22 protein-coding genes are annotated in these 20,649 nt (G+C 72.2%); 11 read left to right on the top strand and 11 right to left on the bottom strand.

Annotation, left to right across the window (positions count from 1 at the left end):
- Positions 1-97 precede the first annotated feature (97 nt).
- From gltB to VFZ92_RS18955, 4 genes are all read right to left on the bottom strand, one after another.
- Entirely contained in the window at positions 98-4,669 is a 4,572-nt protein-coding gene (gene gltB / locus VFZ92_RS18970; protein WP_330877290.1) for a glutamate synthase large subunit, read from the bottom strand.
- 371 nt (positions 4,670-5,040) lie between these two features.
- A complete protein-coding gene (gene cobF, locus VFZ92_RS18965; protein ID WP_330877289.1) occupies positions 5,041-5,793 on the bottom strand; it encodes a precorrin-6A synthase (deacetylating) in 753 nt (250 codons plus the stop codon).
- A complete protein-coding gene (locus VFZ92_RS18960; RefSeq protein ID WP_330877288.1) occupies positions 5,790-6,029 on the bottom strand; it encodes a hypothetical protein in 240 nt (79 codons plus the stop codon). Before VFZ92_RS18960 ends, cobF begins: the two co-directional genes overlap by 4 nt.
- A gap of 115 nt (positions 6,030-6,144) precedes the next feature.
- Positions 6,145-7,323 carry an AI-2E family transporter gene (locus VFZ92_RS18955; RefSeq protein ID WP_330877287.1) on the bottom strand — a complete coding sequence of 393 codons (1,179 nt, stop codon included), beginning with the start codon at positions 7,321-7,323 and terminating at the stop codon, positions 6,145-6,147.
- Between the two features lie 83 nt (positions 7,324-7,406).
- On the opposite strand from VFZ92_RS18955, the gene VFZ92_RS18950 reads away from it, so the two are divergent.
- Positions 7,407-7,649, top strand: coding sequence for a hypothetical protein (locus VFZ92_RS18950; protein ID WP_330877286.1), 243 nt, complete (start codon positions 7,407-7,409; stop codon positions 7,647-7,649).
- Here the strand turns inward: VFZ92_RS18950 and VFZ92_RS18945 are convergent.
- Positions 7,646-8,482, bottom strand: coding sequence for a patatin-like phospholipase family protein (locus VFZ92_RS18945; protein WP_330877285.1), 837 nt, complete (start codon positions 8,480-8,482; stop codon positions 7,646-7,648). The two genes, VFZ92_RS18950 and VFZ92_RS18945, sit on opposite strands and share 4 nt — an antisense overlap.
- A gap of 59 nt (positions 8,483-8,541) precedes the next feature.
- On the opposite strand from VFZ92_RS18945, the gene VFZ92_RS18940 reads away from it, so the two are divergent.
- On the top strand, positions 8,542-9,246 hold the full coding sequence (locus VFZ92_RS18940) for a VIT family protein (RefSeq protein ID WP_330877284.1): 705 nt from the start codon (positions 8,542-8,544) through the stop codon (positions 9,244-9,246).
- A 14-nt stretch (positions 9,247-9,260) separates the two neighbouring features.
- A complete protein-coding gene (locus VFZ92_RS18935) occupies positions 9,261-9,713 on the top strand; it encodes an SRPBCC family protein (protein WP_330877283.1) in 453 nt (150 codons plus the stop codon).
- 7 nt (positions 9,714-9,720) lie between these two features.
- Here VFZ92_RS18935 and VFZ92_RS18930 read toward each other — a convergent pair whose 3' ends face one another.
- Positions 9,721-10,272 carry a hypothetical protein gene (locus VFZ92_RS18930; RefSeq protein WP_330877282.1) on the bottom strand — a complete coding sequence of 184 codons (552 nt, stop codon included), beginning with the start codon at positions 10,270-10,272 and terminating at the stop codon, positions 9,721-9,723.
- Positions 10,273-10,301: 29 nt separating this feature from the next.
- Here VFZ92_RS18930 and VFZ92_RS18925 point away from each other — a divergent pair, with 29 nt between their 5' ends.
- From VFZ92_RS18925 to VFZ92_RS18915, 3 genes are all read left to right on the top strand, one after another.
- Positions 10,302-10,982, top strand: coding sequence for a response regulator transcription factor (locus VFZ92_RS18925; protein WP_330877281.1), 681 nt, complete (start codon positions 10,302-10,304; stop codon positions 10,980-10,982).
- Positions 10,979-12,265 carry a HAMP domain-containing sensor histidine kinase gene (locus tag VFZ92_RS18920; protein ID WP_330877280.1) on the top strand — a complete coding sequence of 429 codons (1,287 nt, stop codon included), beginning with the start codon at positions 10,979-10,981 and terminating at the stop codon, positions 12,263-12,265. Before VFZ92_RS18925 ends, VFZ92_RS18920 begins: the two co-directional genes overlap by 4 nt.
- 136 nt (positions 12,266-12,401) lie before the next feature.
- The gene (locus VFZ92_RS18915; RefSeq protein ID WP_330877279.1) at positions 12,402-13,145 is read left to right on the top strand and encodes a CAP domain-containing protein; all 744 of its coding nucleotides are present in this window, start codon (positions 12,402-12,404) and stop codon (positions 13,143-13,145) included.
- Between the two features lie 75 nt (positions 13,146-13,220).
- Here VFZ92_RS18915 and VFZ92_RS18910 read toward each other — a convergent pair whose 3' ends face one another.
- The gene (locus VFZ92_RS18910) at positions 13,221-13,706 is read right to left on the bottom strand and encodes an Lrp/AsnC family transcriptional regulator (RefSeq protein WP_330877278.1); all 486 of its coding nucleotides are present in this window, start codon (positions 13,704-13,706) and stop codon (positions 13,221-13,223) included.
- Positions 13,707-13,818: 112 nt separating this feature from the next.
- On the opposite strand from VFZ92_RS18910, the gene pdhA reads away from it, so the two are divergent.
- The 3 genes from pdhA to VFZ92_RS18895 are packed head-to-tail and all read left to right on the top strand — an operon-like array spanning position 13,819 to position 17,091.
- Positions 13,819-14,910 carry a pyruvate dehydrogenase (acetyl-transferring) E1 component subunit alpha gene (pdhA, locus tag VFZ92_RS18905; RefSeq protein ID WP_414719943.1) on the top strand — a complete coding sequence of 364 codons (1,092 nt, stop codon included), beginning with the start codon at positions 13,819-13,821 and terminating at the stop codon, positions 14,908-14,910.
- Positions 14,907-15,899 carry an alpha-ketoacid dehydrogenase subunit beta gene (locus tag VFZ92_RS18900; protein WP_330877277.1) on the top strand — a complete coding sequence of 331 codons (993 nt, stop codon included), beginning with the start codon at positions 14,907-14,909 and terminating at the stop codon, positions 15,897-15,899. The genes pdhA and VFZ92_RS18900 overlap by 4 nt, the downstream gene beginning before the upstream one ends.
- Positions 15,892-17,091: a dihydrolipoamide acetyltransferase family protein gene (locus VFZ92_RS18895; RefSeq protein WP_330877276.1), complete on the top strand. Its 1,200-nt coding sequence runs from the start codon at positions 15,892-15,894 to the stop codon at positions 17,089-17,091. Before VFZ92_RS18900 ends, VFZ92_RS18895 begins: the two co-directional genes overlap by 8 nt.
- On the opposite strand, the gene VFZ92_RS18890 is transcribed toward VFZ92_RS18895, so the two are convergent.
- A complete protein-coding gene (locus tag VFZ92_RS18890; RefSeq protein WP_330877275.1) occupies positions 17,088-17,561 on the bottom strand; it encodes a DUF1772 domain-containing protein in 474 nt (157 codons plus the stop codon). The two genes, VFZ92_RS18895 and VFZ92_RS18890, sit on opposite strands and share 4 nt — an antisense overlap.
- 81 nt (positions 17,562-17,642) lie before the next feature.
- Here VFZ92_RS18890 and VFZ92_RS18885 point away from each other — a divergent pair, with 81 nt between their 5' ends.
- Positions 17,643-18,578, top strand: coding sequence for an AraC family transcriptional regulator (locus tag VFZ92_RS18885; RefSeq protein ID WP_330877274.1), 936 nt, complete (start codon positions 17,643-17,645; stop codon positions 18,576-18,578).
- On the opposite strand, the gene VFZ92_RS18880 is transcribed toward VFZ92_RS18885, so the two are convergent.
- Together VFZ92_RS18880 and VFZ92_RS18875 are read right to left on the bottom strand one after the other, a co-directional pair.
- Complete coding sequence (locus VFZ92_RS18880) at positions 18,575-18,958, bottom strand: DUF5313 family protein (RefSeq protein ID WP_330877273.1); 384 nt, start codon at positions 18,956-18,958, stop codon at positions 18,575-18,577. The two genes, VFZ92_RS18885 and VFZ92_RS18880, sit on opposite strands and share 4 nt — an antisense overlap.
- The gene (locus tag VFZ92_RS18875; protein ID WP_330877271.1) at positions 18,955-19,395 is read right to left on the bottom strand and encodes a MarR family transcriptional regulator; all 441 of its coding nucleotides are present in this window, start codon (positions 19,393-19,395) and stop codon (positions 18,955-18,957) included. The genes VFZ92_RS18880 and VFZ92_RS18875 overlap by 4 nt, the downstream gene beginning before the upstream one ends.
- 80 nt (positions 19,396-19,475) lie before the next feature.
- Between VFZ92_RS18875 and VFZ92_RS18870 the strand changes: the two genes are divergently transcribed.
- Complete coding sequence (locus VFZ92_RS18870; protein ID WP_330877270.1) at positions 19,476-19,994, top strand: DUF2087 domain-containing protein; 519 nt, start codon at positions 19,476-19,478, stop codon at positions 19,992-19,994.
- On the opposite strand, the gene VFZ92_RS18865 is transcribed toward VFZ92_RS18870, so the two are convergent.
- Positions 19,991-20,578: a TetR/AcrR family transcriptional regulator gene (locus tag VFZ92_RS18865; RefSeq protein ID WP_330877269.1), complete on the bottom strand. Its 588-nt coding sequence runs from the start codon at positions 20,576-20,578 to the stop codon at positions 19,991-19,993. The genes VFZ92_RS18870 and VFZ92_RS18865 overlap by 4 nt on opposite strands.
- Between the last annotated feature and the right edge of the window lie 71 nt (positions 20,579-20,649).

Genomic DNA, 20,649 nt, shown 5'->3' with positions numbered 1-20,649 from the left:
GCCTCGGACGTCACCCATGGTCTGTCGTCTCCTGGTGTCGTGCGCCGGCCCGCGGGCGGCGGTGGCGCGTGGGGTCGATGCGTGGTCGGTCCGGGGGCTACCCGTGCGCGGCGGCCATGATCGCCGCCTCGACGTCGCGGCCCTCCTCCTCGGCGGCGCGGGCCGCCTCGAGGACGCGCTTGTAGTCCTTGGGCATGACCTTCACGAACGACCGCACGGCCCGGTACCAGTCGTCGAGGAGTCGCTGGGCGACGGCGGAGCCGGTCTCGTCGAGGTGGCGCTGGACGATGTCGCGGAGCCAGGCCTGGTCCTCCTCCTCGAGGGGGTCGAGGTCGACCATCTCGGGGTTGAGGTCGCGGTGGAACACCTTGTCGGGGTCGTACACGTAGGCCATGCCACCCGACATCCCGGCGCCGAAGTTCCGTCCGGTCGGCCCGAGGATGACGGCGCGGCCGCCGGTCATGTACTCGCAGCCGTGGTCGCCGACGCCCTCGACGACCGCGGTCGCGCCGGAGTTGCGCACGCAGAAGCGCTCCCCGACGACCCCCCGGAGGTAGGCCTCTCCCCCGGTGGCGCCGTACAGGATGACGTTGCCGGCGATGATCGAGTCCTCGGCGACGAAGTCCGGGTGGGTCTCCTCCGGTGGCCGGACCACGAGCCGGCCGCCGGACAGGCCCTTGCCGACGTAGTCGTTGCCGTCGCCGACCAGCCGCAGCGTGATGCCCTTCGGCAGGAACGCGCCGAACGACTGGCCCGCGGTGCCGGTGAAGGTGATGTCGATCGTGTCGTCCGGCAGCCCCTCACCGCCCCAGCGCCTGGTCAGCTCCGAGCCGAGCATGGTGCCTACCGTGCGGTTCACGTTGCGCACGGGCAGCTCCAGCCGCACCCGGTCGCCGGAGGACAGGGCGCCCTCGGCGAGCTGGATCAGCGTGTTGTCGAGCGCCTTCTCCAGACCGTGGTCCTGCGTCGTGGTCTGGTGCCGCGACGCGCGCGGCGGCAGCTCCGGCACGTGGAAGATCGGCGACAGGTCGAGACCCGCGGCCTTCCAGTGGTCGATCGCCTTGCGCTTGTCGAGCACCTCGGCGTGCCCGACGGCCTCCACGAGCGAGCGGAAACCGAGCTGCGCCAGCAGTTCCCTGACCTCCTGCGCGACGAACTCGAAGAAGTTCACCACGTGCTCGGCCTGGCCGGTGAACTTGGCGCGCAGCACCGGGTTCTGCGTCGCGACGCCGACCGGGCAGGTGTCCAGGTGGCACACGCGCATCATGACGCAGCCCGACACGACCAGCGGCGCGGTCGCGAAGCCGAACTCCTCCGCGCCGAGCAGCGCGGCGATCACGACGTCGCGGCCGGTCTTGAGCTGGCCGTCGGTCTGCACCACGATCCGGTCGCGCAACCTGTTGGCCAGCAACGTCTGCTGCGTCTCGGCGAGACCCAGCTCCCACGGTCCGCCCGCGTGCTTGAGGGAGGACAGGGGGGAGGCGCCGGTGCCGCCGTCGTGCCCGGAGATCAGCACCACGTCGGCGTGCGCCTTGGACACGCCCGCCGCGACCGTGCCGACACCGACCTCGGACACCAGCTTCACGTGGACGCGGGCGGCCGGGTTGGCGTTCTTCAGGTCGTGGATGAGCTGCGCGAGGTCCTCGATGGAGTAGATGTCGTGGTGCGGCGGTGGGGAGATGAGCCCGACGCCCGGCGTGGAGTGCCGCGTCTTCGCGATCCACGGGTACACCTTGGTGCCGGGCAGCTGCCCGCCCTCGCCGGGCTTCGCGCCCTGCGCCATCTTGATCTGGATGTCGTCGGCGTTCACCAGGTACTCGCTGGTGACGCCGAACCGGCCGGACGCCACCTGCTTGATCGCCGACCGGCGCAGGTCGCCGTTGGCGTCGCGGGTGTAGCGGTCGCTGTCCTCGCCGCCCTCACCGGTGTTGGACTTCGCGCCCAGCCGGTTCATCGCGATGGCCAGGACCTCGTGCATCTCCTTGGAGATCGAGCCGTAGGAGATGGCGCCGGTGGCGAACCGCTTGACGATCTCGGAGACCGGTTCGACCTCCTCGATCGGCACCGGGGGCCGCAGCCCCTCCTTGAACGCGAACAGCCCGCGCAGGGTCAGCAGCCGTTCCGACTGCTCGTCGACCGCGCGCGTGTACTCCTTGAAGACGTCGTAGCGCCCGGACCGGGTGGAGTGCTGGAGCTTGAAGATTGTCGTGGGGTTGAACAGGTGCGCCTCGCCCTCGCGACGCCACTGGTAGTCGCCGCCGACCTCCAGCTCGCGGTGGTTCGCGTGCATCCCGTCGGCCGGGAACGCCTTGCGGTGCCGCTTCGCCACCTCCTCGGCCAGCACGTCGAAGTCGACGCCGCCGAGCCGGGACGTGGTGCCGGTGAAGCAGTCGTCGATGACGGCCGACCCGATGCCGATCGCCTCGAAGATCTGCGCACCCGTGTAGGACGCGACCGTCGAGACGCCCATCTTCGACATCGTCTTGCGGACGCCCTTGCCCAGCGCCTTGATCAGGTTCCGGGCGGCGTGGTGCGGGTCGGTGTCGCCGAGCAGGCCGCGCCGGGCCAGGTCCTCCACGGTGCTCATCGCCAGGTACGGGTTCACGGCCTTGGCGCCGTACCCGACCAGCAGGGCCACGTGGTGCACCTCGCGGGCGTCACCGGACTCGACGATGAGCCCGACCTGCGTGCGGGTCTTCTCGCGCACCAGGTGGTGGTGCACCGCGCCGGTCAGCAGCAGCGACGGGATCGGCGCCTTCGTCGCGGTCACCCCGCGGTCGGACAGCACGATCACCCGCGCGCCGTCCTCGATGGCCTCCGACACCTCGGAGCGGATCTGGTCCAGCCGGGCCACCAGCGCCGCGCCGCCGCCGCGCACGTCGTACGTGCCGCGGACCGTGACGGCCTGGAACTCCGGGAACTCGCCGTCGTCGTTGACGTGCGTGATCTTGGCCAGCTCGTCGTTGTCCAGCACCGGGAACGGCAGGGTGATGCGCCTGCACGAGTCCGCGTCGGAGATCAGCAGGTTCGGCTCGGAGCCGACCGTGGTCTGCAACGAGGTGATCAGCTCTTCGCGGATCGAGTCCAGCGGCGGGTTGGTCACCTGGGCGAACAGCTGGGTGAAGTAGTCGAAGAGCTGCCGCGGCTTGTCCGACAGCGGCGCGAACGGGGCGTCGTTGCCCATCGAGCCGATCGGCTCCGCGCCGGAGGCCGCCATCGGCCGCAGGAGGACGTTCACCTCCTCCTCGGTGTAGCCGAAGGCCTGCTGCCGCACCACGAGCGACGCGTGCGACGGCACCTCGCGCTCCCGCACCGGCAGGTCGTCGAGCGCCACCAGGCCCTCGGCGGTCCACTCGGCGTACGGGTGCGCGGCGGCCAGCTCGCCCTTGATCTCGTCGTCGTCGATGATCCGACCGGCCGCGGTGTCCACGAGGAACATGCGGCCCGGCTCCAACCGTCCCTTCCGGACGATGGTCGCGGGGTCGAACTCCAGCACGCCGGCCTCGCTGCCGAGCACCACGAGCCCGTCCTCGGTGACCCAGTACCGGGCCGGGCGCAGGCCGTTGCGGTCCAGCACCGCGCCGATGACCGTGCCGTCGGTGAACGACACCAGCGCGGGCCCGTCCCACGGCTCCATGAGCGTGGCGTGGAACTCGTAGAACGCGCGCCGCGCGGGATCCATCTCGGTGTGGTTCTCCCACGCCTCCGGGATCATCATCAGCACCGCGTGCGGCAGCGACCGGCCGCCGAGGTGCAGCATCTCCAGCACCTCGTCGAACGAGGCGGAGTCGCTCGCGCCGCGGGTGATGACCGGGAAGATCCGCGAGAGGTCGCCGTCGATGACGTCGGAGGCGAGCGTCGACTCGCGGGCGTCCATCCAGTTCCGGTTGCCGCGCAGCGTGTTGATCTCGCCGTTGTGCGCCACGTACCGGTACGGGTGCGCCAGCGGCCACGACGGGAACGTGTTCGTGGAGAACCGGGAGTGCACCAGGCCGATGGAGCTGGTGACCCGCTCGTCGACCAGGTCCGGGAAGAACCGCTCCACCTGGGGCTCGGTCAGCATGCCCTTGTAGACGATCGTCCGCGCGGACAGCGACGGGAAGTACACGTCCGCCGCGTGCTCGGCGCGCTTGCGCACGACGAACGCCAACCGCTCCAACGCCAGCCCCTCGACGGCCGGGTTGCGCGGTGCGACGAACACCTGGGCGAAGTGCGGCATCGTCGTGGCCGCGGTCGGCCCGACGTGCTCGGTGTCGACCGGCAGGTCTCTCCAGCCCAGGACGTCGGCGTCCTCCTCGGCGGCGATCCGGCCGATCGTCTCGACGACCTCGGCGCGCGCGGCCGGGTCGACGGGCAGGAACGCCGTCCCCACGGCGTACCCACCGCCCTCCGGCAGCGCGAAGTCGACGACCTCGCGGTAGAAGTCGTGCGGCACCTGGATCAGGATCCCGGCACCGTCGCCCGTCTCGGGCTCCGCGCCCCGAGCACCCCGGTGCTCCAGGTTGCGCAGCGCGACGAGCGCCTTGGACACGATGTCGTGGTTGCGGCGTCCGGCCAGGTCGGCGACGAACGCGACTCCGCACGCGTCGTGCTCGAACTGCGGGTCGTACAGACCGGGTGTGGAGCTCGGGTGCTGCTTGTGGTGGGTCACAGCCTGCGGCCCTCCCATGACTAGTAGCTGAACAGGGGCTCACGTCGTTCGGGCACACGTCGGTGGCCGACGCCCAGCACGACGAGGTGTCGTGGGCACGGCCTGCTCGGGTACGGCGAAACGTCGGTTTGCTACCGGTGGTGATGACCGCACGCCGTTGTGCGGGAGGCACTGCGTGGTGCTCGCGCACTCGGCCGGATGGCGGATCGTGGTGCGCTGGGGTTGTGCGCCGGGGGTGACCCGGTCTTGTGACGATAGTGTGAATTCGCCGTTATGGCTCTAGTCCGTCCAGGGCTCGTGGGAAATCCCACCCCTTGTTGACATTCTCCCGGTGGCTGGAACAGCCGATGGGGTAGTCCGAACGGGTGTTCTCGCAGGTCGTTCGAGGGTCAGGGCTTGCGGCGCAGCAGGTAGGTGTCCATGATCCAGCCCTTGCGCTCCCGCGCCTCGGCCCTGGTGGCGGCGATCCGCTCGCCGACCTCGCCGACGGGGCCCGAGATGAGCAGTTCGTCCGGTGTCCCCACGTACGCGCCCCAGTAGACGTGCACGTCGTCGTCGACGCCGGTGAACGAGTTGTGCGCGTCCAGCATGACCACCACGTCGTCCACGTCGGCGGGGAAACCCTCGGCCAGCCGCCGCCCGGTGGTGATCTGCACGGGCCGCCCGACCCGGTTGAGGCTGGTCCGGTGCTTCGCGACCAGCGCCTGCACGCTGGTGATGCCGGGGACGACCTCGTAGTCGAACTCCACGCCGCCGCGCGCCAGGATGTCCTCGACGATCGCGAGCGTGCTGTCGTAGAGGGCGGGGTCGCCCCACACCAGGAACGCCCCGGTCTGCCCGTCCTCCAGCTCGGTGCGGATCAGCTCCTCGCACACGTCGGCCCGGCGGCGGCGCCAGTCGTGCACGGCCTCGGCGTACGCGGGCGTCGTCCGGTCGCGGTCCGGGTCGCGCGCCTCCACGACCCGGTAGTCCCGCTCGACGTGCCGGTCCAGGATCTCCTGCCGCACGTCCACCAGGTCCTGCTTCACCTCGCCCTTGTCGAGGACGAAGAACACGTCGACCCGGTTGAGCGCCTTGACCGCCTGGATGGTGACGTAGTCGGGGTCGCCCGCGCCGATGCCGATGAGGAGGATCTGCTTCACGGACCGGAGTCTGCCGGCTCCGAACCCCTCGGCCAGTCGTGCTCGCGCATGGCGCCGCGCACACACCCGGCGGCGGCGACGAGCAGCGTGGCCGCGAGCACCGCGGGCCACAGCGTGGCGGACGTGATCGCGATGGCGATGTTCGTGAGGCCCGTGAGGGCGAACAGGACGGCGGGCACCAACCAGGCCCGTTCATAACCCTGCGTGACCCGGTGTCTCACCGAATGGTCGATCATGGTGCTCCTCCAAGCCCTGTGACGCCCATATCGGCGGCACCCCGAGCGGGGTTACCCACTTTCGCCATGAATCACACGTGTTTCCGACGAGCGGTCGCTCCGGTGGGGCGGACGGTCACGCGCGGTCGAGCCTGGGGAAGAGGATCTCCCTGAACAGCAGGAGCACGGCCGCTGCCAGCGGAATCGCGACGATGGCCCCGACGACCCCCAGCAGGGTCCCCCCGATGAGGACGGCCGCGACCGTCACCACGTCGGGAACCTGGACCACCCGCCCCATGATCTTCGGAGCAAGGAGGTAGTTCTCCACGGTCTGGTAGACGATGAAGAAAATCGCCGTCGCGATGCCTACGGGGAGTGACACCGTCAGGGCGATGAGGCTCACGACGACCGCCGCGATGGTCGCCCCGACGGCCGGGATGAGGTCCAGGATCATCACGGCGATGGCGAGCAGGAGCGCGTAGGGGATGCCGAACACGATCAACCAGATGAACGTCACACCGCCCGCGATGAGCGAGATCAGCACGTTGCCGAGCACGTAGCCGCCGATCCTGGCGAACATCTGGTCGCCGATCAGGATCGCGCGGGGCCGCCGGGAACTCGGCACGAACCGGTACATCGTGCGGCGGATCGCGGGCAGGTAGCCGAGGAAGTACGCGGTCAGGATCAGCACGATGACCGTGTTCGTCAGCACCCCGAACACCATCCGGCCCGCGCCGAGGATCCCGTTCATCAGGGTGTCCTGGTTCGTGCTGAGCAGCTTCTGCACGCGGTCCCGCAGGTCGAAGCGCTCGTCCAGCTCGGAGACCCAGGAGCCCTTCGACGTCAGCTCGGTCAGGTACTCCGGCGCGCGGGACGCGAACTGCGTCGCCTGGTCGACCAGCGGGGTGATCGCCATGACCAGGAAGCCGACGAACACGGCGACCAGCGTCGCCAGCACGGTCGCGACCGCGGCGGCGCGGGGCCAGGCGTGCCGCGCGAGCCACGACACCGCGGGCTCCAGGCCCACCGCGAGGAAGAACGCCAGCCCGATGAGGACGAGCACGTCCCGCGTCCCCAGCACGAGCTGGGCGAGCACGTAGGTGACGGCGACCCCCGCCGCGCCCGCCATCCCGACGAAGAACGGGGACCGGCGGTCGAGGGGACGCCCGAGCCTGCCCAGCGGGCGCTCGTCGCTGCGCATCCGCTCCGCCTCGGCCTCCGCGTCGGCGATCGGCCCCTCGTCGTCCCGCTCGTGCGGTTGCGCGACCAGGTCGTGGTGCGCTCGGGACGCCGCCCCGTCAGCAGAATCGGACATGCCGCCCGGATGCCCTGGCGGTCCGCACAGAAAACCTGCAACCGCCTCACGGGGTTCCGCCGGTTCCGCGCGACTCCGGTGCCATGAGCGGACGCGCACCGGACCACGACCGCGGCCTCGCCTTCGACCTGGCGACGCTGAACCGGCGCCGCGTGCTCGCCCTCCTCGGCGGTGCGGGCCTCGCCACCCTCGTCGGCTGCGCGAGCGGGTCCGCCCCGGTCGCGTCGACCGCCGCCGGGTCGTCCTCCACCGCCGCGTCGGCGGCCGACTGCGCCGCGGAGATCCCGGACGAGACGGCGGGCCCGCACCCCGGCGTCGACCTCTAACGGCCCCAGGCCGCGCCCACCTCGTCGGCGAGGGCGAGCCCCTGGAGCCTGCCCGCGCGCGCCACCGGCTCCCTGGTCGTGGGGTCGAGCGGGTTGGGGCCGATCGCGGCCAGGCCCGCCTCGTCGACGTCGACCACCAGCACCTCGGACCCGTCCGCGCGCAGCGCCTCCACCTGCGGGGTGAGGGTGTCCACCTCCTCCACCACCATCGCCCTGAGCACCAGCACGACGTCGTGGCCCCGCGCGAGGTCCGCGTTCTCCGCGCTGCGGACGCCGCCGTCGACGTACCGGGCGCCGCCGATCGTGACCGGCGGCCAGATCACCGGCACCGCGCAGCTCGCCGTCACCGCGTCGACCAGCCCGACCCCGCTGTCCGCGTCGAAGACCCGCTCCAGCCCGGTCGCCGCGTCCACGGCCACCAGCCGCAGCGGCGTCGCGGGCCACGCGTCGACGGGTACCCGCGCGGCGATCACCTCCCGCCGACGCCCTTCGGCGACGGTGGGCGCGGCGAGCGCGGTCTGGCCGATCCGGCGGCGCACCTCGACGGGATCGGTGTCGCCGTCGGCGAAGCCGAACACCTCGGCCAGCCGGTCGAGGTCGAAGTCGGCGGCCAGTTCCGGGGCCTGCGCCCCCGGCTCCACCTGCCTGCGCAGCAGCTCGGGCAGCCCGAGGTCGCTGGTGATCTGCGCCGCGACCGACGCGCCCGCCGACGTGCCGACCACGAGGTCCGGCCGCGTCACGTCGACACCGCCCTCGGCCAGCCCGGCCAGGACGCCGATCTCCCAGGCGATGCCCGCCACCCCGCCGCCGCCGAGGACCAGTGCGCGTGTCATGCCTCCACCAGTACCACCGCGGATGGGCCGGAGCACCGGTCCCGTGCTTTGATCACCGCGTGGCCCATCCAGGAGAACCCCACCACGACGGCCTGGCGGGCAGGCTGAACTGGCTGCGGGCCGGTGTCCTCGGCGCCAACGACGGCATCGTGTCGACCGCCGGTCTGGTCGTCGGCGTCGCGGGCGCCACGACGGACCGCACGGCGATCCTCGCCGCGGGCGTCGCCGGTCTGGTCGCCGGGTCCCTGTCGATGGCGGGCGGCGAGTACGTGTCGGTCAGCACCCAGCGCGACACCGAGAGCGCCGCGCTGGACAAGGAGCGCGCCGAACTCCGGGACACGCCCGTCGAGGAGGAGCGCGAACTCGCCGCGATCTACCGGGACAAGGGGTTGTCGGCGGACCTCGCCGACGAGGTCGCGGCGGAGCTGACCCGCAAGGACGCGCTGCGCGCGCACGCCGACGCCGAACTCCGGATCGACCCGGACAACCTGACCAGCCCGTGGCAGGCGGCCTGGGCGTCGCTGGTCGCGTTCGCGCTCGGCGCCCTGGTGCCGGTCGTCGCGATCACGGCCCCGCCCGTCTCGTGGCGCGTGTGGACGTGCGTCGTCGCCGTCGTGCTCGGGCTCGTGGTGACCGGGATCATCAGTTCGAGGCTCGGCGGGGGCGAACCGCGCAGGGCGGTCGCGCGGAACGTACTCGTGGGAAGCCTGACGATGGTGATCACCTACTACGCGGGTGTCCTGTTCGGCGTCACGGTCGGTTAGCGGGAGGGAAGCACGTGGACGAGGTGCGCGCGGTCGACACCGGAGCTCGGACGGTCACCAGGCAGGTGGTGGTGAACGCCCCGGCGGCGACGCTGTTCGCCATGCTCGCCGACCCCCGCAGGCACGGCGAGGTCGACGGGTCCGGCACGGTGCTCAGCGGGGTGCGCGGCCCCGCCCGCCTCAGCGAGGGCGCGGAGTTCTCCGTCGCCATGAGGATGTACGGCGTCCCCTACCGCATCACCAGTCGCGTGACCGCGTTCGAGGACGGCAGGCTGATCGAGTGGCGCCACCCGATGGGCCACCGCTGGCGGTGGACGTTCGAGGAGCACGAGGGCCGCACGACGGTGACCGAGACGTTCGACTACACCACCGCCCGCTCGCCGAAGGCGCTGGAACTGCTGAGGATGCCCGCCCTCAACGCGAAGGGCATCAGGGCGACGCTGACCGGGCTGCGCGACCGGTTCTAGCGGCGGCTCAGCCCGACTCGGTGATCTTCCAGCGGGGGCCGTCCTGCCAGTTCGCCTCCAGCTTGGACTTCTCCGTCGCGCTCTGGAACTCCACCACCAGGGTCGTCCCGGCGGGCTGCTGCACGGACACCGCGAAGCCCTGCCGGGGCGTCGCCGAGATCGTCTGCACGGAGTCGGCTCCGAACCGGACGGCCAGTTCCCCGCCGTCGAGCTGGAAGCTGCGGAGGTAGACCTGCTTCCCGTTCTCCTCCGTCCAACTGCCCTCGGTGGACGCCAGCCGCGCGGGTGAGGTCGCCGTCGTCGTCGGTGACGACGGCGTGGCCGACGCCGACGAGCTGGGCGGGGCGGAGGACGAGGGCGGCGCCGTGGGTCGGGGAGTGGTCGTCGTGGTGGCGGAGCTGGGCGTGGCGCTGCTGGCCACGAGGGTCTGACCGGTGACCACCTGCGGTCTCTGCTGGACACCCGCGTCGAGGACGGAGCGGACGCCGAGCCAGGACAGCGCCACGGCGACGGCCGTCGATGCCAGCCAGGCCGCGATGTACCGGATGCCATGTGCCACGGGTGGCATCCTGCCAGTACCTTCCTCCCATGCCTTCGGTGCTGCTCGTGGAGGACGATCCGGTGGTGCGGTCGGCCGTGACCAGGGCCCTCACCGCGCTCGGCAACGCGGTCACCCCCGTGGGGACCGCGCTGGACGCGTTGCGGGAGATCACGTCGGGCACGTTCGACGTGGTCGTGCTGGACCTCGGCCTGCCGGACATGGACGGCGGCGACGCCCTGCGCATGATGCGCGGGGTGTGCGACGTGCCCGTGATCGTGGCGACCGCGCGCGACGACGAGACGGAGATCGTGCGCCTGCTGAACGCGGGCGCCGACGACTACCTGGTGAAGCCGTTCTCCAGCGACCACCTCGCGGCGCGACTGGCCGCCGTGCTGCGCCGGGCCAGACGCGACGACGCCCACGAGCCGCTGCGGGTCGGCGAGCTGGTGGTGGACCTGGAGCGGCGCGAGGCGTCGCTGGGGTCGCGGACGCTCGCGTTGACGCGCAAGGAGTTCGACCTGCTCGCCTACCTGGCGGCCCGCGAGGGCAAGGTCGTGCCGCGCGCCGAACTCCTGTCGAACCTGTGGAACATGCCGGGCAACCAGGACGACCAGACGCTGGACGTCCACCTGTCCTGGCTGCGCCGCAAGCTCGGTGAACGCGCCGCGGCACCCCGCTACCTGCACACCGTGCGCGGTGTCGGCTTCAAGCTGACGGCGGCTGGGTGAGGCGCTCGCTCGCGCTCGTCGCCCTCGCGGTCACGTCCATGATCGCGTTGGCGTTCCTCATCCCCCTGGCGATGGTGGTGGCACAGCTCGCCGAGGACCGCGCACTCGCCGAAGCCGAACGCCAGGCCGTGGCGCTCACACCCGTCCTGGTCATCACCAACGAGCCGAGGGCCGTCGAGCAGGCGCTCGCCAGCACGCAGTACGGCGGTGCGGGCCGGATCGCGGTGCACCTGCCGGGCGGGCAGGTGCTCGGGTTCGTGAAGTCGACGCCCGAGCAGCTCGCCACCGCGAAGGAGGAGGGCAAGTCGTTCACCGCGTCGGTGTCCGACGGCCGCGTCTACCTCCAGCCCGTGGTGCTCGACCGCGGCCGGGTGGCCGTCGTGGAGGCGTTCATCCCCGAGGCCGACCTGTCCAGGGGTGTCGAGTCGGCGTGGCTCGCGCTGTCCGGCGTCGCCATCGTGCTGGTGCTCGGGTCGGTGCTGGTGGCCGACCGGCTGGGCGCGCGGGTCGTGAGCGCGGCCTCCGCGCTGGCCGACGGCGCCCGGAAGATGGAGCAGGGCGACCTGGGCGCGCGGGTGGAGCCCACGGGGCCGCCGGAACTGGTCGAGGCGGGCGGCGCGTTCAACCGCATGGCGGCGCGGATAGGTCAGCTGGTGGCCTCCGAACGAGAAGTCCTCGCGGACCTGTCGCACCGCCTGCGCACACCGCTGACCGCGCTGCGGCTCGATTCCGAAACCCTCGGCACCGACAGCAGCGCGAACCGCGTCCGCCAAGCCGTGCACGCGCTGGAGCGCGAGGTCAACGAACTCATCCGCGCGGCCCGCCGCGAACTCGCCGACCCGGACAGCAACCGGTGCGACGCGGCCCTCGTGGTGCAGGACCGGCTGGTGTTCTGGTCGGCGCTGGCCGACGACCAGCAGCGCCTGTGGAACCTGCGCGGCACCGAGAAGCGGGCCATGGTGGGCCTCGCCAGGTCCGACCTCGCGGCCGCGATGGACGCCGTGATCGGCAACATCTTCCGGCACACGCCGGAGGGCACGAACTTCGTGGTGGCCCTGTTCCACCAGGCCGAACGCGTCGTCATCGTCATCGAGGACGCCGGTCCCGGCATCCCGGACGCGGAGGCCGCGATGCGGCGCGGCGTGAGCGGAGCGGGCTCGACCGGACTGGGCATGGACATCGTCCGCCGGGCGGCCGAGGCGACCGGCGGCTCGCTGCGGATCGACCGAGGACCGCTGGGCGGCACGCGGGTCCAGCTGCGTCTGACCAGGCTGCCGGACTGATCGGCGGAATAACTTTAATTATCCTGATGTCTACATTAAATGTTCCATAAATAATCGTTCCTTGACATTGTTTCGAATGCGACTAGGGTTTTGCGAGGTCTTTGTTTCCCCAATGTCGCAGAAGAGGAACTCCGCCGTGCCACGCACCACAACCGCCATCCGCTCGCTCCTGCTGGCCGTCAGCGCCGCCGTGCTGGTCGCCGGGTGCGAAGGCGGTGGCACCGTCGGTGCGGGCGGTGGCGGCGGGTTCGTGACCCAGACGCCGAGCGCGGTCGCCACCTCGCAGTCCACGGCCGCGCTGGTCGGCGAGACCGGGTCGACGGCGGGGTCCAGCAGCAGCGCGGCCCCGAGCAGCAGCGCGGAGTCGTCCGCGCCGACCACCACGACCACGACCACCACCAGCGAGACGTCCTCGGTCGCGCCGCCCGTGGAGAACACGCCCGAGCCGCCCGCCGACCCGCCCGCGCCGCCGGTGGAGCAGACCCCGCCGCCGACCGAGGCGCAGGGCCAGGAGGCGAAGGTCCTGGAGATCACCAACCGGGAGCGCGCCGCCGCGGGCTGCCCGGCGCTGAAGGCCGACGACCGCCTCGCGGCCGCCGCCCGCGGCCACAGCGAGGACATGGCCAAGCAGAACTACTTCGACCACAAGTCGAAGGACGGCCGCTCGTTCGTCGACCGCATCAAGGCCGCGGGCTACCCCAGCCCCGGCGCGGAGAACATCGCCGCGGGCCAGCCCACGCCCGAGGCCGTCATGAAGGGCTGGATGGAGTCGCCCGGCCACCGCGCGAACATCCTCAACTGCGGCCTCACGTCACTGGGCACCGGCGTCGCCAAGGGCGGCTCGTTCGGCATCTACTGGACCCAGAACTTCGGCTGGTAGGCCCGCCCGCCCGACCGGGCGGCGCTCCCACGATCTCAGGCACCCCGAGCCCTGCACTCGGGGTGCCTGTCCACGTCAGTCCACGGGCGAGTGCAGTTCGTCCAGCACCAGCACGGTGTGGCTGGACGTCACGTCCGGCATCGTCTGGAGCCGGTTCAGCACCAGGTCCCGCAGGCTGTGCGCGTCCGGCGCCCGCACCAGCAGCACCAGGTCGTGGTCGCCGGACACCAGCGCCCCGTGCCACACCTCGGGGATCTCCAGGATCCGCCGCCGCACCGCCTTCCACGAGTGCTGGCTGATCTTCAGGTACACGTACGCCGAGATCCCGAACCCGTACCGCTCCGGGTCCACGTCGGCGCTGTACCCGGTGATCACCTTGTCGCGGTGCAGCCGGTCCACGCGCGAGTACGCGCTCGCGCGCGAGATGTGCAGCCGCTCGGCCAGCGCCCGCATCGACAGCCGACCGTCGCCGCGCAGCTCCTCCACGATCCGCCGGTCGGTGTCGTCCAGGGGTTCCAGACGTCCAGTCGACGTGGTGTTCACGCGTGGCTTGGTGGGCATCTGGCCACGATAACCGCCGCTCACGGCCGTTCGTCCAGGGAAGACGCCCAGATCTAGAACATTGGCAGTGACCCGGTTCACCATGGGCCTCACCCCGGCCCGAGGAGGACACGTGGCACGCACCAGCCTGCCCGCGCGGGAGCGCTCGCTGCTCCCGACGGACGCGCCGTTGTCCCTGCTGACGAAGACCGGCCAGCCGGTCGTCGACCCCGAGCTGACGATGCCGGACGACGACGTGCTGCTGGAGCTGCACCGCCGCATGGTCGTCGGCCGCCGCTTCGACACCCAGGCCACCGCGCTGACCCGCCAGGGGCGGCTCGCGGTCTACCCGTCGTCGCGCGGCCAGGAGGCGTGCGAGGTCGGGTCGGTGCTGGCGCTGCGCGAGCAGGACTGGCTGTTCCCGACCTACCGCGACTCGGTCGCGCTGGTGACCAGGGGCGTCCCGGCGGGGGAGACGCTGACGCTGCTCCAGGGCGGCTGGCACTCGGGCTACGACCCGCACGAGCACCGGGTGGCCCCGCAGTGCACGCCGCTCGCCACCAACACGCTGCACGCCGTGGGCCTCGCGCACGCCGCGACGCTCAAGGGCGAGGACACCGTGGCGCTGGTGCTGCTCGGCGACGGCGCCACCAGCGAGGGCGACACGCACGAGGCGCTGAACTTCGCCGCGGTGTGGCGGGCGCCCGTGGTGTTCCTGGTGCAGAACAACGGCTACGCGATCAGCGTGCCCATGAGCAAGCAGAACATCGCGCCCTCGTTGGCGCACAAGGGCATCGGCTACGGCGTGCCGTCCGTGCTGGTCGACGGCAACGACCCGGCCGCGCTCTACGCCGTCGTGCGGGACGCCGTCCGCGCCGCCGCCGAGGGCGGTGGCCCGACGCTGGTCGAGGCCCTGACCTACCGGGTCGAGGCGCACACCAACGCCGACGACGCGACCCGCTACCGCGACGCCGACGAGGTGGCCGCGTGGCTGGACCGCGACCCCGTCGACCGCATCGAGGCCTACCTGACCGCGCGCGGCCTGCTGGACGACGCCCGCCGCGCGTCCGTCGCCGCCGAGGCCGAGGCCTTCGCCGCGGGCGTGCGCGAGGTGATGAACGCCGACGTCGAGGTCGACCCGGCCGAGCTGTTCGAGCACGTCTACGCCGAGCCGACCCGGCAGCTTCGGGAGCAGGCCGCGCTGCTCGCGGGGGAACTGGCATGAGCACGATGTCGATGTCCGGCGCGCTGAACCTGGCGCTCGCCGACGCCCTCGACGCCGACGAGCGCGTGCTCGTCTTCGGCGAGGACGTCGGCCCGCTCGGCGGTGTCTTCCGGGTCACCGACGGGCTCGCCGCGCGGTTCGGCGACCGGCGGGTGTTCGACACCCCGCTCGCGGAGTCCGGCATCGTCGGCACCGCGATCGGCATGGCCGTGAACGGGATGCGCCCGGTCGTGGAGATGCAGTTCGACGCGTTCGCCTACCCGGCGTTCGAGCAGATCACCAGCCACCTGGCCAAGATGCGCAACCGCACGCGCGGCACGGTGGAGGTGCCCGTCGTCATCCGCATCCCCTACGGCGGCGGCATCGGCGGCGTCGAGCACCACTGCGACTCCTCGGAGGCCTACTACACGCACACCTCCGGGCTGCGGGTCGTCACGCCCGGCACCCCGCAGGACGGCTACGACCTGCTGCGCGACGCGATCGACTCGCCGGACCCGGTGATCTTCCTCGAACCCAAGCGCCGCTACTGGTCCAAGGGCGAGGTCGTGGCGGGCCGCCCGCGGACCGGGTTCGACCGCGCGCTGGTCCGCAGGCCCGGCAACGACGTCACGCTGATCGCGTACGGGCCGATGGTCGCGACCGCGCTGGAGACCGCGGAGGCCGCGAAGGAGGAGGGCTGGGACGTCGAGGTCGTCGACCTGCGCAGCCTGTCGCCGTTCGACGACGAGACGGTGTGCGAGTCGGTGCGCCGCACCGGGCGCGCGGTCGTCGTGCACGAGGCGGCCGGGTTCGGCGGCTACGGCGCGGAGGTCGTCGCGCGCGTCACCGAGCGCTGCTTCCACCACCTGCACGCCCCGGTGCTGCGGGTGACCGGTTTCGACGTCCCCTACCCGCCGCCGAAGCTGGAGGAGCACTTCCTGCCCGGCGTGGACCGGATCCTGGACACCATCGGTCGGCTCCAGTGGGACGACGAGGTGTGCGGTGCCTGACTTCCTGCTGCCCGACCTCGGCGAAGGGCTGACCGAGGGCGAGATCGTCACGTGGCTGGTGTCGGTGGGGGACAGGGTGTCCGTCGACCAGCCGGTCGTGGAGGTCGAGACCGCCAAGGCCGTCGTCGAGGTGCCGTGCCCGTACGAGGGCGTCGTCACCGCCACCCACGGCCGGGCCGGTGAGTCGCTGGCCGTCGGGTCCGTGCTGCTGACCGTGGGCGGCGAGGGGTTCCAGGAGCCCGGCGTCGTCGTGCCCGAAGAGGGCAGCGGCAACGTCCTCATCGGCTACGGCACCTCCGAGGCGCCGCGCCGCAAGCGCGGGCGAGCCCGAGCGGCGGCTGCGCCCACCACCACCGCGCCCACGGCCACCGCGCCCGGTGTGATCTCGCCGCTGGTCCGCAAACTGGCGCGGGACAACGGGGTCGACGTCGGCGCGCTCACGGGCAGCGGCCCCGACGGGATCGTCCGCCGTCACGACGTGGAGGAGGAACTGGCCCGCCGGGCCACCCCCGCGCCGACGTCCGGAGGCCGCCGGATCCCGTTGAGGGGTCTGCGGAAGACCGTGGCGGACAAGCTCTCCACGTCCCGCCGCGAGATCCCCGAGGCGACGGTGTGGGTCGACGTCGACGCCACCGCGTTCCTCGCCGCCCGCGCCGCCCTCAAGGACGTCGGGCTGCTCGCCCTGCTGGCCCGCTTCACCGTGCTGGGCCTGACGAAGTTCCCCGAGCTGAACTCCAGGGTGGAGGGTGACGAGGTCGTGGTGCTCGACCACGTCAACCTCGGCTTCGCCGCGCAGACCGACCGCGGACTGGTCGTCCCCGTGGTGAGGAACGCCCACGACCTGACCACGAGCGAGCTGTCGGCGGCGCTGGCCGACCGCACCGCCGCCGCCCGCGCGGGCACGCTGACGCCCGCGGACCTCACCGGAGGCACCTTCACGGTCAACAACTACGGCGTGTTCGGAGTGGACGGTTCGGCCGCGATCATCAACCACCCCGAGGCAGCGATCCTCGGCATGGGCCGGATCATCGAGCGGCCGTGGGTGGTCGACGGGCAGCTGGCCGTGCGCAAGGTCTGCGAGCTGACGCTGGCGTTCGACCACCGGGTCTGCGACGGCGGCGTGGCGGGCGGGTTCCTGAGGTACGTCGCGGACCGCGTCGAGTCACCGGTGTCCGCACTGGGCGACCTCTAGGCCCGCAGCGCCAGCACCAGGCACAGGAACCCGGCGGTCGACGTGACCGCGCGGGCGGTGTTCCAGCGCACCCACGTGGTCTCGAAGCTCGCGCGCACGGCCGCCGGGTCGGGGATCGCCGACGGTGGGCCCGCGGCGTCGAGCGCGTTGTTCAGCGGGACGTTGACCGTTCCGGTGATCACGACCGTCGCCAGGTGGAGCACCGCGCCCGCGACGACGAGGCCGAACCCGGCGCGGCCGAGGTGCAGGACCGCCGCCAGCGCGCCCAGCACCGCCGCGCCGAGGAACGCGACCAGGAACCAGCCGTTGACGATGGCGACGTTGATCCGCCGCATCGTGTCGACGAACGCCCGGTCGTCGACGCCCCTGAGCGCGGGCATCACCGAGCAGGCGTAGGAGTAGAAGAGGCCCGCGACGAGCCCGGTGGCCAGGGTGGCCGCGATCAGCGCGGCGGCGCGCAAGGTGTCCATGCCGTCCAGTGAAGTGCGCGGGCCCGTCCCAGGCCATCGTCCGGGCGCTCCCGGACGTGCGCCTCCGTCTACGCTCGGGCCGTGGACGCGCTGGCGGGGTTGTTGGACGGGCCGCGGGCCAGGGGCGCGTTCCTGCTCCGCTCCGTGCTCGACCCGCCGTGGTCGATCCGCGTCCAGGACGAGGCCCCGCTGACCGTCGTCTCGGTGGTGCGCGGCCACGCCTGGATCGTGCCGCCCGGCGCGGCCGAGCCGGTGCCGCTGGTGGCGGGCGACGTCGCCGTGGTCCTCGGCCCCGAGCCGTACACCGTCGCCGACCACCCGGACACCGTGCCGCAGGCGGTCATCCACCCCGGCCAGCGCTGCGAGACGCCCGACGGCCGCGGCCTCGCCGCGAGCATGGGCCTCGGCGTCCGCACCTGGGGCACCAACCCCGACGGCGGCACGATGATGCTGACCGGCGCGTACCCGGTGCGCGGCGAGGTGAGCCGACGGCTGCTCGACGCGCTGCCGACGCTGCTGGTGCTGCGCGAGGACGAGTGGGACTGCCCGGTCGTCCCGCTGCTGGCGGCCGAGATCGCCAAGGACGAGCCTGGCCAGGAGGCCGTCCTGGACCGCCTGCTCGACCTGCTGCTGATCGCGGTGCTGCGCGCGTGGTTCGCCCGCGCCGACGCGCCCGCCTGGTACCGCGCGCTCGCCGATCCCGTGGTGGGACGGGCGGTCCGGCTGCTCCAGCACAACCCCGCGCACCCGTGGACGGTGGCGGGGCTGGCCGCCGAGGTGGGCGTGTCGCGGGCGGCGCTGGCCCGCCGGTTCACCGACCTCGTCGGCGAGCCTCCGATGGCGTTCCTGACCGGCTGGCGGCTGGCGCTGGCCGCGGACCTGCTGCGCGGCACGGACGCCACGGTCGGCGCGGTGGCCCGGCAGGTCGGGTACGGCAGCTCGTTCTCGCTGAGCACCGCGTTCAAGCGCGAACGGGGTGTCAGCCCGCAGGAGTACCGGACGGGCCGTCCGGGCTAGGAGCGCCAGGTCGCGTTGTAGCGGGCCTGCTGGTCGTCGTCGGTGCGCCGGGCGCGGGCCTCGCCCGCGGCTCCGTGGGGGTAGCCGTACTTCGTGATCCGGTTCTCGACGCTCTCGGCGGCGTAGGACAGGGAGAAGTAGACGCCGACGATGAGGCCCAGCGCGCCGCACGCCACGGCGAGGCCGATCGGGGAACCCAGCAGCACCACCAGGAGCACGCCGATCACCAGGCTCAGCGGCAGGACCTGGAGCAGCGAGCGGGCGGTGAAGTGGAGCAGCCAGTTCGGGCGCGTGACGTTGTGGAACACCCACTCGCGGTGGCCCTGCGGCAGGCGGCCCCCCAGGTAGTACCAGAGGCGGAGGACGGGGTTCGGCTTCACGGCTGCTCCTGGTGTGCGGCGGCGATGACGCGGGTCAGCGAGCTGTGCAGGGTGCGCAGCTCGTCCAGGCTCATGCCGAGCCTGCCGACGATCGCGGGCGGGATCCCGAGCGCCTCGTCGCGCAGGGCGCGGCCCGCGGCGGTGAGGGTGACCGCCAGCGCGCGCTCGTCGGCGCGGTCGCGCTCGCGGGTGACGTACCCGGCCGACTCCAGTCGCTTCAGCAGCGGGGAGAGGGTGCCGGGGTCGAGCTTGAGCAGGGAGCACAGCTCCCTGCCGGACAGCGGGTCCCGCTGCCACAGGGCCAGCATCACCAGGTACTGCGGGTGGGTGAGGCCCATGGGTTCCAGCAGCGGCTTGTAGACGGCCACGACGCCGCGGGCGGCGATCGAGAGCGCGAAGCAGACCTGGTTCTCCAGGGCCAGCGGGTCCTCCTCCATGTGCTTAGTGTACCAATCATTGGTGCACCAACTGATTATTCGACTGTGTGCTTCGTCATGGATCGGGTTAGGTGGGAGCCGTGACCCCCGAACACCTCGTCGGCCTCCTGGCCGAACCGGAACGCCTCCGCGTCGTGGCCGCCGTCGTGCTGGGCGCCCGCTCGCCCGCGGAGATCGCCGCGGCGGCGGACCTCGACGTCCGGGTGGTGCTCAAGGCGTTGCGGCGGCTGGAGTCGGGCGGTCTGGTCGCGTCCGGCCCCTCCGGGGTCGTGCTGCACGCCGAGCTGTTCAAGGAGGTCGCGAGCGCGGCCACCGCGGCTCCGCCCGAGCACGAGGACCAGGTGCTGCGGGCGTTCGTGCGGGGTGGGCGGCTGGTGCGGTTCCCGTCGGCGGGGTCCAAGCGGCTGACCGTGCTGGAGCACGTGGCGCAGACGTTCGAGCCGGGGCGCAGGTACCCGGAGTCGGAGGTGAACGCCGCGCTGCGGGCCTGGTGCGAGGGCGGCGAGGCCGACCACATCTCGCTGCGCCGGTACCTGATCGACGCGGGCCTGCTGAGCAGGGACGCCGGGCTGTACTGGCGCTCCGGCGGCCCGGTCTAGCCCCGGCGGATCCCGTCGAAGGCCATGTGGCACACGGTGTCGGCCAGTTCGGTGTGGTCGGAGCCGCGGCGCGGGCGGTACCACTCGGTCAGCGAGTTCACCATGCCGAAGAGGAGCCGGGCGACCGTCGCCGGGTCGAGCCCCTCCCGCACGTCGCCCTCGGCCTCCGCCTGCTTCACCAGGTCGGTGATGAGGTGGTCGAACTCGCGGCGCCGGGCCAGCGCGGTCCGCTCCACCTTCGTGTTGCCCCGCACGCGGAGCAGCAGCGTGACGAAAGGCAGCTGCCGCACCAGGACGGCGACGCTGCCGCGCAGCACGTGCTCCAGGCGGTCGATCGCCCGGCCGGGGACGTCGTCCACCTCGGCCACGACCGCGAACAGGCCGTCCAGCGCGCGGTCCACGGCCAGCCGGAGGAGCTCGTCCTTGCTGGGCACGTGGTAGTAGATCGCGGACTTCGTGATGCCGAGCTTGCGGGCCAGGTCCTCCATGCTGGTGCCGTCGTAGCCGCGCTCGTTGAACAGCTTCACGGCCACCAGGAGGAGGGACTCCAGGTCGTAGCCCGGACGGCCGCGCTTCGTGGTCATGGCGGCATTGTCGCCCACCTCTCGTTTCCTGACCGAACGGACGGTGGATAATGGAGGTCCTGCCGAGGAAG

It is taken from the genome of Umezawaea sp. (genome assembly GCF_036375055.1).
Taxonomy (GTDB): domain Bacteria; phylum Actinomycetota; class Actinomycetes; order Mycobacteriales; family Pseudonocardiaceae; genus Umezawaea.
The sequence above is the reverse complement of the archived record's forward strand: the minus strand, read 5'-3'. Positions and strand labels throughout refer to the sequence as shown.